A 13421-nucleotide genomic window follows, 5' to 3' on the forward strand; every position below is an offset into this window, starting at 1 on the left:
ATATTTAATTAATTTAAGAGGTAAGAATGAAATATTTTGAAACTATAAAATGTGAAGATAAAGAGGTATTTAATCTTATTTTTCACAATTTAAGAATATCCAATACTATAGGGAAAAATATAGATTTAAATGAATATATCTATCCCTTAAATAGTAAACTTTTAAAATGTAAAGTTATATACAATGACGATGAAATATTAGATGTAAGATATGATGAATATAAAAAAAGAGAAATAAAAACTTTTAAAATAATTTATGATGACAAAATTGAGTATTCAAAAAAATATCTCAATAGAAGTTCTTTAGATGAACTTTATGCTAAAAAAGAAGATGCTGATGAAATAATTATTTTTAAAAATTTTTTATTAACTGACACATCTATTGCAAATATTGCCTTATATGATGGTTCTAATTGGTATACACCTAAAAAGCCATTATTAAATGGTACTACTAGACAAAGGTATCTTGAATCTAAAAATATCATTGAAAAAGACCTTACAATCGAAGATTTAAAATCAGCTTCAAAGCTTGCACTTATGAATGCAATGATTGATTTTGACATCATCGAAAATCCAATTTTTATCTATTAAAATCCATTTGTAATCAAAAAGTTTTTTTTCTAATATAAAATCCTTTTGTGTGACAACAAAAGGAGATAAAATGAAAAACACTATATTCATAATTGAATATGCAAAAGGAAGTGATAAAGGCTTTGATGGTTTTCGACCAGATACAAAACCTATCTTGGATGCTATAGAAAAAGTAACAGATTATAAAACTGAGATTGTATTTTATAGACCAAATAGAAAATATGATTTATTGGATTATCTAAAAGAAAAAGCAGTTGCTGTTATAAGTAGAATCAATCCTGGCAATTTAAAAGAAGTGGATGAATATTTTCAATTTCTAAAGGCTTTGGGAAATTCTGGTATTGAGGTACATACCCATCCAGATGTTATGATTAATCTTGATTTTAAAGATATTCTTGCCAAATTAAAAGGAACACAATTAGGAGATGATGAAAGCTATTTTTATCATACCTTTACAGATTTTGCAACAAGATTTCCAGCTGATTTAGATAAACATGGAATAAGAGTTTTAAAAACAAATTATGGCTCAACAGGTGAGGGTGTTTATTTGGTATCAAAAAAAGATGATGGTTCTATATTTTCTGTGGAAGCTGTAAATAATCAAAAGTTTTATTTTGATGATATCAATGAATTTTTACATAAATTTGAGCCAAATTTTGAAGACAATATTTCAGAATATGCTGCATATTTTACAGGAAAAACTGGCTTTGTAGGGTGTAGATATTTGGAACGAATAAGTGAAGGAGAGATAAGAGTTTTACTTGTAAATGATAAGCCTATCTCAGTTGTTCATAAAAAACCACAAGAGGGACAATTCTCTGCAACACTATTTTCAGGAGCAAAATATAAATATGAATCACCAAATGAGCCAAAATGGAAAGCAGTAGTAGAACTTACAATGCATGGATTGAAAGATTTAAAACCATATCTAAACGGTCAAAATTATCCTTTACTTTGGACTATGGATTATATTTTAGATTATAATGAAGATGGAAGTGATAAATATGTTTTATCAGAGATAAATTGTTCTTGTGTAGGAATTACAAGTGAGCTCCAATATGCAAAAGATGTTGCTGAGGTTTTTGTATCAAAAAAGAAAAAATAATTGTGTAAATCAAGGAATTAATTTACTCCTTGTTTACATAAACTCTTTTAAGTAAGTTATTCCATTTATCTTCTTTTCCCCAATTAACTTTGACTTTTTTGCTTATTTTATCATTTTTCATAAGATAGGATTCTTTTTCATTAAATATAAAATCCACTTCCAAGGAGGGTCTTTTATTTAAAGGTATTACTCTAAAACTAAGATTATCTAAGACATATGGGATTTTATCTCTTCTTGGAAAATAAAGTAGCACCATATGTTTAGTAGCTTTTCCTTTGACTTGAACAACAGCTAAAAAAAGATTATCTTTAGAAAAGCCATTTTCAAGAAGTGAAAAGTACTTTGCAATAGTATAATCTTCACAATCACCTCTCCCTTCAATCAAAAACTCTTTTCTTGTACTCCAATAATCACTTATCCCATATTTTTGTTTATCAAGTTCTGGAAGAATGTGATTGTAGAAACTATTGATGTGCCCAAGTTTTCTAATTGTAGAGAAATTTTTAATTTTCTTTTCTAATGCTTCATAATTTTGTATTCTTTTTATAATTGCATTTTTATTTGGATTATCTTTTATCTTTGCAATATCTGATTGGGTAAATTGTAGAGTATGACCATATATTAATGTTGAAATCAGTAAAATAAATGTAATTGTTTTCATGTAATTATATATTATCATGGATTTTTAAAAAAAGGAATAAAATATGGTAAATGATATAATACAAAGTGTTGAATTTAAGAATCTTATGATTAAACAAGTAAAAGATATGATAGTTTTTTTATTGGAAAGAAATAGTGAATTTGCAATAACAGTAAATGTAAATGGAGCAACTTTTGATCCTACTTTACCAAGTGCCATAGAAAAAAAACTTGCTAAGTTTTCACTTTTTGTTTTAAGTAATTATACCTATACAACTATAAAAATTGAAGATAATTTTATCTCATTTGAAGCTGGTTTTGGTTCTGAAAACTTTGGTTCAACGGTTACAATTCCTCTAGAGTCAGTTTTTCAAATAGTAATTGATGAGTCAATTTTATTGATTAATCCAGTAGCAACTGTAGAAAAGTTTAACACTAGTTCTAAAGCTTCTTTACATAAATCAATAAATGTATTTAAAAATAATCCAAATAATAAAAAGTTTCAATAAAAAGTAAAATTGGGAAGGTTATAATTAAGATAAATTTATCTTAATTATATTATTTTTTAGGTGAGAATGGGAATAAAGCACTTCCCCAAGTAAGTCCAGCTCCAAATGCATCAAAAAGTACATTATCACCAGCTTTTATTCTTCCTTGTTCATAAGCATAGTTCATAGCCATAGGAATAGAAGCTGCTGAAGTATTTCCGTATTTATCTACAGTTACAACAGTTTGCTCATCATTTAGTCCTAAAGCTTCACCAACAGCTTTTATAATTCTATAGTTCGCTTGGTGAGGAATAAAATGATTAATCTCTTCTGCTTTTAAATTATGTTTTTCAAACATCTCTTTTACATCAGAAGTTAAAGTTTTAACTGCCAATTTAAAAGTTTCGCCACCCTTCATTTGGATACAAGCTAGTTTTTGCTCAACTACTTCAGGTGAACAAGGATTTCTACTTCCTCCCCCTGGAGTCATGATTAAGTGGTCATAATCACCATCACTAGAACATTTTACATCAACTATTGCTTCTTCTTTTTTATCAGTTGCAGATATAATTGCTGCACCTGCACCATCGCCAAAAATAAAAGCTGTTCCTCTATCTTCATAATTTAAAATAGAAGTATATTTTTCAGCACCTACAATTAGCACATTTTTTTTCATGCCAGATTCTATAAATGCTTTTGCAATAGATAAAGCATATATAAATCCAGTACATGCAGCACTTATATCGAAAGCTTGCACATCTCTTAAACCCAATTTTGATGCTAATACACAAGCAGTTGAGGGCATACAAAGGTAATCAGGAGTTACAGTTGCACAGACAATCATATCTATGTCAGTTAGTTCTATTCCTGCTCTTTGAATAGCAATTCTGGCTGCATTTGCACCCATATCAGATGGAAATTCATCCTTTGCTGCTACCCTTCTTTCTTTTATACCAGTTCTTTTTGTTATCCATTCATCAGATGTGTCCATGATTTTTTCAAAATCAAAGTTAGTCATGATTTTTTCTGGTATGTAAGCACCTATTGATCTAAAAGCTGCGTAAGCCATTCTTAGTCCTTAAAAATTTCTATATTTTGCAAGTTTATCTTCTATATCTTGTTCTAGTCTAGAACTCGCTGCACTTATAGCCTGATTTATTGCATTTTTTATAGCTTTTGGATTTGATTTTCCATGTGCTATTATCACTGGAGCTTTAACACCTAATAAAGGAGCTCCACCATATTCTGCATAATCAACTCTTACTTTTAGCGATTTAAAGACTTTTCTCATTAATACAGCACCTGCAATAGAGATTAGAGATCTTTTTAGATTTTTTTTCAATATCTGCCCAATAGTATCTGCTACACCTTCGGCTGTTTTTAACAATATATTTCCAATAAATCCATCACAAACAACAACATCAACTGTCCCTTTGAAGATATCACTACCTTCAACATTTCCAGCAAAATTTTTGATTTGTGAATTAGCTAATAATTCATAAGCTGCTTTTGTAACTTCGTTACCTTTTGATTCTTCTTCCCCATTACTTAGTAATCCAATAATTGGTTCATCAAGTTTCAAAACATCTTGAGCGTAGATTTGTCCCATAACTGCAAATTCAAAAAGATTCTTTTCATCACAATCAACATTTGCCCCTACATCTAATACTAAAGTATTTTGATTTTCACTAGTTGGCATAAGTGTTGCAATAGCAGGTCTTGTAACACCTTTGATTCTTCCAATTCTTAACGTAGCTAAAGACATTGAAGCTCCAGAATGTCCTGCTGAAACAACAGCATCTGCTTGACCATTTTTAACAAGTTCAATAGCTTGATAAATAGAGCTATCTTTTCTTTTTAATGCATCAGTCGCATGGTCTTGCATAGATATAACATCATTACAATCAAGGATTTCTATTCTTCGTAAGTATTCAGGTGGGATAAGTTTTAGTAGTTCTTCTTTTCTACCTACAGCAATTGCAGAAAAAGCTGTGTTTATTCTAAGAGCGGCTATTAGACCGTCTATAATAGGTTCGGGACCGAAGTCCCCACCCATCGCATCAATTGCTATTTTTAGCATTAGTTTTTATATTCGCCAGTATTCGGGTTTACCGTATGAGGCATTTTCCAAGTTCCATCACTATCTTTTACAGGTCTTTTAAGTGTAATTTTATAGTGAGTTCTTCTCTTAGCTGATCTTGAGTGTGACACTCTTCTCTTTGGTACTGCCATGTTATTCTCCTTTTAATATTCTTTTTCTATACTATCTTTATTTTCTAAACAAAGAGCACATATGTGATAATCACTTCTTATAGATGAAATTTCACTTTCGATTATTTCATTAAAGTCAATCATATCGTTTTCTATCTCAATTACCAAGTTTTCCAACTCAGATTCATCTTCATACACTTTATTTGATAACAAAAACTCTAAATTTTCATTAAGTTCTATAGTGTATTCAGCCCCGCATCTACAACAATCCACAGCTGTAGGACCTGCCAAAGTTGCTTCAACTTTAGCCAATGTAGGCGACATTTTACAAAAAGTACCCTCTAATTTAACTGAATCAAGTTCAAGAGAGAACTCTTTTGGTGTAAAAGGGACTTTTCTAAATTCTATTTGCATAAATATTTACTAACAGATTTCTCTATCTGAAAAGAAAAATTTAATTTCATTAGCTGCATTCTCTACAGAATCAGAACCATGAACTGCATTTGCATCAATAGAATCAGCAAAATCAGCTCTAATTGTACCAGCAGCAGCTTCTTTAGGATTAGTAGCACCCATTAAATCTCTGTTGATAGACATTGCATTGTCACCTTCTAAAACTGAAACTACAACAGGTCCAGAAATCATAAATTCTACTAATTCACCAAAAAATGGTCTCTCAGCATGTACAGCATAAAAAGCTTCAGCATCAGCTCTACTTAATTGCATTTTTCTAGTAGCTGCAATTCTTAGTCCAGCAGATTCAAATCTGTCTAAGATTTTCCCTACAACATTTTTAGCTACAGCATCAGGTTTGATGATAGATAATGTTTGTTCCATATGATATTTTCCTATTTTGAATTTCAAGTCGCGGATTATATCTAAAAAAATAAAAAAAGGCAAGTAATTGTAAAATTACTTGCCCTTATAATTGTTTTAAAATATTTTTAAATTAGTCTTCTACGCAAGGAGTACCGGCTACAACGCCTTCTGTATCAGGATTTTCACCCCATACAATACATCCTTCTGTTGGACATGCATCTGCACATGCTGGTGTATCATTATGACCTATACACTCAACACATTTGTCTTCATATACATAATAAATATCTTCACCTGTAGGATTTTCGTCATTATCAACGATAGCTTCAACTGGACATTCGTCAAGGCAAGCATCACAGCTTATACATGTATCAGTAATTACTACTGCCATTTAATCTCCTTAATATATTTTTGAGTAACTCTATCACATCAAATATAAATATAACTTTAAAATTTATTGTAGTATTTTTCGCTAATAATAGATGTTTTTAGTATATTTTTTTAAAAATATTAAACATTTTTATCAAAAATTAGCATATTTTGATTTAAAATTGTAAAAATCACCTCTATATTTAAGAAATTTAAATTTGAACACTTATAGAAGTGTATGTCTTTTTTACACATTTTTTGTACTCATTATATATATGTAGTATATTTTTGTTTGGATGTATTAAGGATAAGTAATAAAAAATAGTCATTATTTTATCTTATGGATAATTTTTATCCTAAAATAAATTTTTTCTTAAATATAAAATTAAACATTATATTTGATGGTTCATTTTAGCTTATTATATTATAATTACATCACTTAAAACTTAAATAAAGGAATAAAATATGTTAGTTACAAAAAAAGCTCCAGATTTTACAGCTACAGCTGTACTTGCAGATGGTCAAATTGTTGAGGATTTTAATTTATATGAAAACATTGGTGAAAAAGGTGCAGTTGTATTCTTTTACCCACTAGACTTTACATTTGTTTGTCCTTCTGAAATCATTGCATTCTCAAAAAGAGCTGATGAATTCAAAGAAAGAGGAGTAACAGTTATTGGTGTTTCTGTTGATTCACAATTCTCACACTTTGCATGGAGAGAAACTCCTGTTGAAAATGGTGGAATCGGAAGAGTTAAATTCCCATTAGTTGCTGATTTAAGTAAACAAATTTCAAAAGATTTTGATGTATTATTTGGTGAATCAGTTGCCTTAAGAGGTTCTTTCTTAATTGATGCTGATGGAACTGTAAGACATGCAGTAATCAACGACTTACCACTAGGAAGAAACATTGATGAAATGATTAGAATGGTAGATACTATGATATTTACAAATGAGCATGGTGAAGTTTGTCCTGCAGGTTGGCAAAAAGGTGATGAAGGTATGAAAGATACTACTGCTGGTGTTGCTGAATATTTATCTAAAAATGCTGATAAATTATAATATATAGTTTAAATTATTAAAAAAGGGTGTCAAGAAATTGGCACCTTTTTTTTGTTTAAGCCAAAATATTTGACAATTTATTAAATAAAGACTAAAATTACACCACTTAAAATTCTAATCACAAGAATTAACTACAAAAAATCACTTTACTGAAAATGACAAAGGTCTAAATATAAATGGAAGAGACAACAACTCAAACTAAGAAGAATACTCCTGCAAAAGGAAATTCTAATGGCAGAAAAACTAGGACACATATCCCTGTAGAAGGGCATACAATCGAAAAGTTAAGAGAATATCCTCTAGAAGAATTACTTCAAATAGCTAAAAAACTCGATGTTGAAAATCCGCAAGAACTAAAACGACAAGAACTAATGTTCTCAATTTTGAAAACTCAAATCGACCAAGGTGGATTTATACTTTTCACAGGTATTTTAGAGATAAAAGATGGTGGATTTGGTTTTTTAAGGGCTATGGATGGAAATTTTTCTGATACATCTAATGACTCTTATGTAAGTGCAACACAAATTAAGAAATTTGCATTAAGAACTGGGGATATTGTAACTGGACAAGTTAGGCCTCCAAATAAAGAGAGTGAAAAATATTACGCTCTACTTAAAATAGAAGCAATAAATTACCTACCAATCCACGAATCGAAAAACAGACCACTATTTGATAACTTAACACCTTTATACTCAACTGAAAGATTTAAATTTGAATATGAATCACATAAAATGACAGGAAGAATCTTAGATTTATTCTCTCCTATGGGTAAAGGTCAAAGAGGACTAATCGTTGCTCCTCCAAAAACTGGTAAAACAGAACTTTTAAAAGAACTAGCACATGGTATTTCAAGAAATCACCCAGAAGCTCACTTAATGGTTTTATTAATAGATGAAAGACCAGAAGAAGTTACAGATATGCAAAGAAGTGTAAAAGGTGATGTTTACTCTTCTACTTTTGACTTACCTGCACAAAATCATGTAAGAGTTGCAGAAATCGTTATTGAAAAAGCAAAAAGAATGGTAGAGATGAAAAAAGATGTAGTTATCTTACTTGACTCAATCACAAGACTAGCAAGAGCATACAATACTGTAACACCAAGTAGCGGAAAAGTACTTTCAGGTGGGGTTGATGCAAATGCACTACACAAGCCAAAAAGATTCTTTGGAGCTGCTAGAAATATAGAAGAGGGTGGAAGTTTAACTATCATCTCAACTGCTCTTATTGATACAGGCTCAAAAATGGACGAAGTTATTTTCGAAGAGTTCAAAGGTACAGGAAACTCAGAAGTTGTACTTAGCCGAGATGCATCAAATAAAAGAGTTTACCCAGCTGTTGATATTATCAAATCAGGTACAAGAAAAGAAGAACTTCTTCTTACTCCTGATATCTTACAAAAAACATGGATACTAAGAAATGCAATCGCAAGCATGGATGAAGTAGAAGCATTGAAATTTCTTTATAGTAAGATGCTAAAAACGGCGAATAACGAAGATTTTTTCGCAGGAATGAACGAATAATAGTTTCATAAAACTGCCTCTTTTTGCAAATTTCCGCGTCAGTGCGGAAATTTTGCTCGTCATGTACTAATTGTACACTCCCACACAAAATTACCCCACTTCCTTGAACTTTATAAAAATAGTCAGCTTTCTGAAACTATTACATTTAAATAAGAAGTATAATTCCTATTTAAGTTTTAAGTAGCTATTATGAGAAATATACTTCATATAAAGGCGTGTTTTGAATTTAATAGATTTAGGTCAGAAAATAAAAGAATTACGAAAAAGTAAAAATATTTCGCAAGCACAATTAGAAGATTATTCAAATATAACAAAAAGAACTATCTCTAAAATAGAAAATGGCTTTATCGAAGAAGTGGGAATAAAAAAAGTAGAGACGATACTTGATTTATTGGGCTATGAATTTAATATACGATTAAAAGATAGACCAAAAACATTGGAAGAGTTGCAAGATGAAAGAAAATAATTTAAAAGTATTTATCAATAAAAATAGTTGCGGTAATTTATATAAAGAAGAAGATAAATTCATTTTTAACTATAAAGATGATGCCCAAGAGATACTCTCTTTAACTATGCCAATAAGAGCCCAGTCTTGGTCTTCAAAAAAACTACACCCTATATTTCAAATGAATCTGCCAGAAGGTGCACTTAAAGAGGTAATAAGAAATCATTTTGCAAAAATCAAAACTATGGATGATATGGGATTTTTAGAATTAATTGGTCCATATGTTCTGGGGAGAGTTAAGTATAATGAGATTTTAAAAGATAAAGAAACACTCCAATTAGATGAAATCTTACACAATAATAGTGAGGATTTATTTGAAGAACTACTTGAAAAGTTTGCAATCACATCTGGTGTTTCAGGAGTACAACCCAAACTACTTTTAACTGCACAAAATAAAACAACAATGAAATTTGAACACTATATCGTAAAATCTTGGACAAATGAATATCCTCAATTGGCAATTAATGAATACTTTTGCATGAGAGCTATTCAAAATGCAAATTTACAAACAGAGGAATTTTATCTGTCAGAAGATTTATCAATGTTTGTATGTAAGAGATTTGATGTAAATGAAGATAATAGTTATTTGGGTTTTGAAGATATGTGTGTATTAACAGCTAGAGGTACAGAAGAAAAATATGATGGTTCTTATGAAGAGATTGTAAAAGTTATAAAAGATGTGATACCTATAGAAAATAGAAAAGATACATTAAAAACTTTTTTTAAAGCACTTATTATGAACCATCTATTGCAAAATGGAGATGGACATTTAAAAAATTATGGAATACTTTATAATAAAGATTTCACAGACTCATATTTTGCACCTATTTATGATGTAATCACAACTACAGTTTATATAAAAAAAGATATCCCAGCTCTTAGATTATCAGATGGAAAATTATGGTGGAAAAATAAAACATATAAAAACTTTGCAAAAAACTCTTGTATGATAAACAATAAAGAGTATGAAGAAATATTACATGAGTGTAAAGAAGCTATTATTAAAACAAAAAAAGAAATAGATGATTTTAAAACAGATAAAGAAGAAGTAAGGTTGTTTTTGGAGGAGTTGAAAGTGATATGGCTAGAAGAAATAAAATAGTTTCATAAAACTGCCTCTTTTTGCAAATTTCCGTGTCAGTGCGGAAATTTTGCTCGTCATGTACTAATTGTACACTCCCACATAAAATTACACCACTTCCTTGAACTTTACAAAAATAGTCAGTTTTCTGAAACTATTAAGTTAGAGTTTATCTTTTGCTTCTATTATGACAATATCCAGTGCATAAATCATCATATAGTCGTTTTTCACCTGTTGCTCCAGGCTTATAATTATCTACATGAAATTCACTATCTAAAATATCAATATTTTTTAAAATTGTAGTAAAGTCATTTTTATTGGGAATTAATTTTTCAATTCTATTATAAGCATCTCTTAGGAATCTTGCATGAGCCATAAATCCATTTGAACGGCTTAAAATGTATCCTGTCTCAAAATTATTCCAAGCTTCAGGCCACCTTTCTTTAACTGCAGTGTAATAATCCCAAATTATGTCAGTTATATCCATTTCCATATTGTCTATAAATAGATTTCTAAATATAAGTTTATCTTTGTCTTTATCCTTTGTTTTTTCAGGTATTTTATTTTTCATATATAAATCTCTATCTTCCATTTGTTGAGATTCATTTTTTGAAATATATTTTATAAAAGAGCCTACAAATGCAGATTGTGTGATTGTTTCGTTAAATCTACCTTCAGTTGCAACCCCTAATCTTTTAATTCTATGGAATAGTGGACTATCTTCAATATTATTAAGAGTTACTGCTATATTATGACAACATTTTTGAGGACTTTTATGTTTTGCTAGTTCTGATAAATCATATACTAAACTTTTATTTACTTTTGTTTGTGCTAAGTTTACTGTAGAAAATATTTGTGCTTGTTCTGCAATATCTATATCTATAAAAATTGTTACATTAATTTGAAATGTTTTTTCATCTGAAAGGTCACTTAATCCAGCAATTCTATGTTGTCCATCTAAAATTTTTGCTATATTCTCAAAAGTTATTTCATCTTCACTAATTCTACCTTGTGGCAAATATGCTAATAATTTCATACGATTGTTTTTTTCATCATATTCTACAGTTTTACTATTAATTGCTAAAATAATTCCTGTTGGAAAACAAGCATCTTTTGTAGTAACATATTCTTTTATTTCTTTAACTCTTTTAGGACTTAATGGTCTTTGAATTCCTAAGTATGTATCGAATTCACTTTTTTCTTGATCAATTCTTCTTTGATCACTATAAGTAATTTTTAGTAGGTCAGAATGATTAATTGATGCAATAAAACATTCACCTATTGGTTGTTCCATTTTAATACACGTAAATTCTATAAATTGTGCTTGATTATCCATTTCTTTTTCTTCTTTCTTCATATTGTTTTTCAAAATCTATTTCACTTTCTTTCATAATATCTGATGCAGGTTTTATTTTCTTATTTGATATTAAAAGAACTAGAAAATAAAGTATAACAGTTAAGATAAATATATACACTGATGCAGTAAAAATACTACCTTCTTCGGGTAAATTTATGGCACGTTGTTCTCCAAAAAAGTGACTTATTATAATAAATAAAAATAAAACAATAGGTATAAAAAACCATTTTAATGGAAAAGATTTTTTGCCATCTTTGTCATATGTTGTTAAAAAAACAACTGGAGCTAATAATGTAGCTGAGTATAAATATAATTCTCCATTTTTTATTACAGCTAATATAGTAGTACAATAAGTTTGAAATGTTAAACTATGATTGTTATCAAAAATAATAAACAATGCACCAATTGTAATTGGAACAGTTGAAATAAGTATATTCATTACAAATTCAATTAAAGATTTAGAAAATTGTTCCCAATATTCTTGCAGTATTATTTTTGATTTTTCTTCTTTTTTAAATATATTCATAATTTTAATCCATTCGTTATAATTAATTCTTCATACTTTCCACGTTTAGCATTTTTACCACCAATTAAACTTGCCCTTGATATTTCAATCATTTTATCTCCATTGTCAAAAATTTCTTTTACTTTAGGATGTGCTGCATTTGTTAAAATGTAATATGCACCTATTTCTCTTATTTCATTAATCATCTGTGCTAATTTATATTGTGCTTCAATTGAAAATATTTTTTGATTATATTGAACGAAGCCGTTATTATTGTGAGTTACAGTATATGGAGGATCTAAAAATACTAAATCGTTTTTTTGTACATTATTTATTGTGTCATAAAAATCATGTGATGAAATATTTGTATTTTGTAATGCTTGACTTACTTGTCTTAGATTACTGTGATCAAATGAATAGTTTTCCCTATATCCATAAGGAACATTATATTGTCCACTTAGATTAACTCGATAAATACCATTAAATGAAGTTTGATTTAAATAGATGAATCTTGCTGATCTTTTTGCAGAACTTTGGAAATTTTGTTTTCTAATTTTATAGTATTCTTCTTTAGTATTCTTAAATGTTTTTAAATGCTCAATAACTTCTTCAATCTCATTTTTAATACTTTGATATGTTTCTATTAACTCAGTGTTTAGATCAGAGATAAAAGAATTTTTATGTTGCAAATGAAAAAATATGGCACCACCACCTATGAAAGGTTCATGGTATTGGTTGAATTCATTAGGTAGAAAGGAATTGATATTTTTTAATAACCATCTTTTACCTCCTGCCCACCTTAAAAAAGGTTTACAAGTTATTTGCTCATTAGTAAGTTTCAAATAATTCCTTACAAAAATAATATTATAATATAATATTTAAATTTTTATTTAATAATTATTAATATACATTAATATTGTACTTTTATTTAAAAAAATATCAATAAAAAGTATTTGGACCTCAAATTCCAACATCTACAGAAGCCGAGTGTTTATTTTTCTCTTTTCTAAACAAGATTGACAACTGTGTGAGTGTTTAAAAGTTCCTAAACGGAAGTTTGAATAAACGAGTTTTGTCAAGCAGAAAAGAGAAAAATAATAAGTGAGGGAACCTTTGGCTTCGAAGTCGTTGGTGGCTTTTTGTTTTACTTTTTGCCACGAAAAAGTAAAG

General features: G+C 29.0%; 17 protein-coding genes. 7 read left to right on the plus strand and 10 right to left on the minus strand.

What is annotated here, in order from left to right; all coding sequences use genetic code 11:
* Positions 1-26 precede the first annotated feature (26 nt).
* Both CRU95_RS02485 and CRU95_RS02490 read left to right on the plus strand, forming a co-directional pair.
* Positions 27-590, plus strand: a complete 564-nt coding sequence (locus CRU95_RS02485) for an aminotransferase class IV family protein (RefSeq protein ID WP_129099572.1) — start codon at positions 27-29, stop codon at positions 588-590.
* Between the two features lie 70 nt (positions 591-660).
* Positions 661-1695 carry a Cj0069 family protein gene (locus CRU95_RS02490; RefSeq protein WP_129099573.1) on the plus strand — a complete coding sequence of 345 codons (1035 nt, stop codon included), beginning with the start codon at positions 661-663 and terminating at the stop codon, positions 1693-1695.
* Between the two features lie 22 nt (positions 1696-1717).
* Here CRU95_RS02490 and CRU95_RS02495 read toward each other — a convergent pair whose 3' ends face one another.
* Positions 1718-2356, minus strand: coding sequence for a transglutaminase-like cysteine peptidase (locus tag CRU95_RS02495; RefSeq protein ID WP_164969711.1), 639 nt, complete (start codon positions 2354-2356; stop codon positions 1718-1720).
* Between the two features lie 43 nt (positions 2357-2399).
* Here CRU95_RS02495 and CRU95_RS02500 point away from each other — a divergent pair, with 43 nt between their 5' ends.
* A complete protein-coding gene (locus CRU95_RS02500) occupies positions 2400-2843 on the plus strand; it encodes a hypothetical protein (RefSeq protein ID WP_129099575.1) in 444 nt (147 codons plus the stop codon).
* Positions 2844-2892: 49 nt separating this feature from the next.
* Here the strand turns inward: CRU95_RS02500 and CRU95_RS02505 are convergent, their stop codons facing one another.
* The 6 genes from CRU95_RS02505 to CRU95_RS02530 all read right to left on the minus strand — a co-directional run bounded on the left by CRU95_RS02505 (position 2893) and on the right by CRU95_RS02530 (position 6243).
* Complete coding sequence (locus tag CRU95_RS02505) at positions 2893-3891, minus strand: beta-ketoacyl-ACP synthase III (RefSeq protein ID WP_129099576.1); 999 nt, start codon at positions 3889-3891, stop codon at positions 2893-2895.
* Between the two features lie 9 nt (positions 3892-3900).
* A complete protein-coding gene (gene plsX / locus CRU95_RS02510; RefSeq protein ID WP_129099577.1) occupies positions 3901-4902 on the minus strand; it encodes a phosphate acyltransferase PlsX in 1002 nt (333 codons plus the stop codon).
* A complete protein-coding gene (gene rpmF / locus CRU95_RS02515) occupies positions 4902-5054 on the minus strand; it encodes a 50S ribosomal protein L32 (RefSeq protein WP_013136543.1) in 153 nt (50 codons plus the stop codon). Before rpmF ends, plsX begins: the two co-directional genes overlap by 1 nt.
* 12 nt (positions 5055-5066) lie before the next feature.
* Positions 5067-5447 (minus strand): hypothetical protein, encoded by a 381-nt coding sequence (locus tag CRU95_RS02520; RefSeq protein WP_129099578.1) that lies wholly within the window; start codon positions 5445-5447, stop codon positions 5067-5069.
* Positions 5448-5456: 9 nt separating this feature from the next.
* On the minus strand, positions 5457-5870 hold the full coding sequence (ndk, locus tag CRU95_RS02525) for a nucleoside-diphosphate kinase (protein ID WP_129099579.1): 414 nt from the start codon (positions 5868-5870) through the stop codon (positions 5457-5459).
* A 112-nt stretch (positions 5871-5982) separates the two neighbouring features.
* Positions 5983-6243: a ferredoxin family protein gene (locus CRU95_RS02530; protein WP_013136540.1), complete on the minus strand. Its 261-nt coding sequence runs from the start codon at positions 6241-6243 to the stop codon at positions 5983-5985.
* 443 nt (positions 6244-6686) lie between these two features.
* Between CRU95_RS02530 and CRU95_RS02535 the strand changes: the two genes are divergently transcribed.
* The 4 genes from CRU95_RS02535 to CRU95_RS02550 all read left to right on the plus strand — a co-directional run bounded on the left by CRU95_RS02535 (position 6687) and on the right by CRU95_RS02550 (position 10410).
* A complete protein-coding gene (locus tag CRU95_RS02535) occupies positions 6687-7283 on the plus strand; it encodes a peroxiredoxin (protein WP_129099580.1) in 597 nt (198 codons plus the stop codon).
* Between the two features lie 176 nt (positions 7284-7459).
* Positions 7460-8803: a transcription termination factor Rho gene (rho, locus tag CRU95_RS02540; RefSeq protein WP_129099581.1), complete on the plus strand. Its 1344-nt coding sequence runs from the start codon at positions 7460-7462 to the stop codon at positions 8801-8803.
* A gap of 220 nt (positions 8804-9023) precedes the next feature.
* Positions 9024-9269: a helix-turn-helix domain-containing protein gene (locus CRU95_RS02545; protein WP_129099582.1), complete on the plus strand. Its 246-nt coding sequence runs from the start codon at positions 9024-9026 to the stop codon at positions 9267-9269.
* A complete protein-coding gene (locus tag CRU95_RS02550; RefSeq protein ID WP_129099583.1) occupies positions 9256-10410 on the plus strand; it encodes a type II toxin-antitoxin system HipA family toxin in 1155 nt (384 codons plus the stop codon). The genes CRU95_RS02545 and CRU95_RS02550 overlap by 14 nt, the downstream gene beginning before the upstream one ends.
* A gap of 148 nt (positions 10411-10558) precedes the next feature.
* On the opposite strand, the gene CRU95_RS02555 is transcribed toward CRU95_RS02550, so the two are convergent.
* Genes CRU95_RS02555 through CRU95_RS02565 form a run of 3 tightly spaced genes read right to left on the minus strand, consistent with a single transcriptional unit; the run spans position 10559 to position 13093 of the window.
* Complete coding sequence (locus tag CRU95_RS02555; RefSeq protein ID WP_258238605.1) at positions 10559-11746, minus strand: DGQHR domain-containing protein; 1188 nt, start codon at positions 11744-11746, stop codon at positions 10559-10561.
* Positions 11718-12272 carry a hypothetical protein gene (locus CRU95_RS02560; RefSeq protein WP_129099584.1) on the minus strand — a complete coding sequence of 185 codons (555 nt, stop codon included), beginning with the start codon at positions 12270-12272 and terminating at the stop codon, positions 11718-11720. Before CRU95_RS02560 ends, CRU95_RS02555 begins: the two co-directional genes overlap by 29 nt.
* A complete protein-coding gene (locus CRU95_RS02565; protein ID WP_129099585.1) occupies positions 12269-13093 on the minus strand; it encodes a Dam family site-specific DNA-(adenine-N6)-methyltransferase in 825 nt (274 codons plus the stop codon). The genes CRU95_RS02560 and CRU95_RS02565 overlap by 4 nt, the downstream gene beginning before the upstream one ends.
* Positions 13094-13421 lie beyond the last annotated feature (328 nt).

The organism is Arcobacter sp. F2176 (assembly GCF_004116465.1).
Taxonomy (GTDB): Bacteria; Campylobacterota; Campylobacteria; order Campylobacterales; family Arcobacteraceae; genus Arcobacter; species Arcobacter siniprincipis.

What these genes read in the sequence shown, in the direction of transcription:
- CRU95_RS02535 (WP_129099580.1), top strand. Translation starts at nt 6,687, where the DNA reads ATGTTAGTTACAAAAAAAGCTCCAGATTTTACAGCTACAGCTGTACTT.
- CRU95_RS02530 (WP_013136540.1), bottom strand. Translation starts at nt 6,243, where the DNA reads ATGGCAGTAGTAATTACTGATACATGTATAAGCTGTGATGCTTGCCTT.
- CRU95_RS02555 (WP_258238605.1), bottom strand. Translation starts at nt 11,746, where the DNA reads ATGAAGAAAGAAGAAAAAGAAATGGATAATCAAGCACAATTTATAGAA.
- CRU95_RS02490 (WP_129099573.1), top strand. Translation starts at nt 661, where the DNA reads ATGAAAAACACTATATTCATAATTGAATATGCAAAAGGAAGTGATAAA.
- CRU95_RS02520 (WP_129099578.1), bottom strand. Translation starts at nt 5,447, where the DNA reads ATGCAAATAGAATTTAGAAAAGTCCCTTTTACACCAAAAGAGTTCTCT.
- plsX (WP_129099577.1), bottom strand. Translation starts at nt 4,902, where the DNA reads ATGCTAAAAATAGCAATTGATGCGATGGGTGGGGACTTCGGTCCCGAA.
- CRU95_RS02500 (WP_129099575.1), top strand. Translation starts at nt 2,400, where the DNA reads ATGGTAAATGATATAATACAAAGTGTTGAATTTAAGAATCTTATGATT.
- CRU95_RS02495 (WP_164969711.1), bottom strand. Translation starts at nt 2,356, where the DNA reads ATGAAAACAATTACATTTATTTTACTGATTTCAACATTAATATATGGT.
- rpmF (WP_013136543.1), bottom strand. Translation starts at nt 5,054, where the DNA reads ATGGCAGTACCAAAGAGAAGAGTGTCACACTCAAGATCAGCTAAGAGA.
- ndk (WP_129099579.1), bottom strand. Translation starts at nt 5,870, where the DNA reads ATGGAACAAACATTATCTATCATCAAACCTGATGCTGTAGCTAAAAAT.
- CRU95_RS02485 (WP_129099572.1), top strand. Translation starts at nt 27, where the DNA reads ATGAAATATTTTGAAACTATAAAATGTGAAGATAAAGAGGTATTTAAT.
- CRU95_RS02560 (WP_129099584.1), bottom strand. Translation starts at nt 12,272, where the DNA reads ATGAATATATTTAAAAAAGAAGAAAAATCAAAAATAATACTGCAAGAA.
- rho (WP_129099581.1), top strand. Translation starts at nt 7,460, where the DNA reads ATGGAAGAGACAACAACTCAAACTAAGAAGAATACTCCTGCAAAAGGA.
- CRU95_RS02505 (WP_129099576.1), bottom strand. Translation starts at nt 3,891, where the DNA reads ATGGCTTACGCAGCTTTTAGATCAATAGGTGCTTACATACCAGAAAAA.
- CRU95_RS02550 (WP_129099583.1), top strand. Translation starts at nt 9,256, where the DNA reads ATGAAAGAAAATAATTTAAAAGTATTTATCAATAAAAATAGTTGCGGT.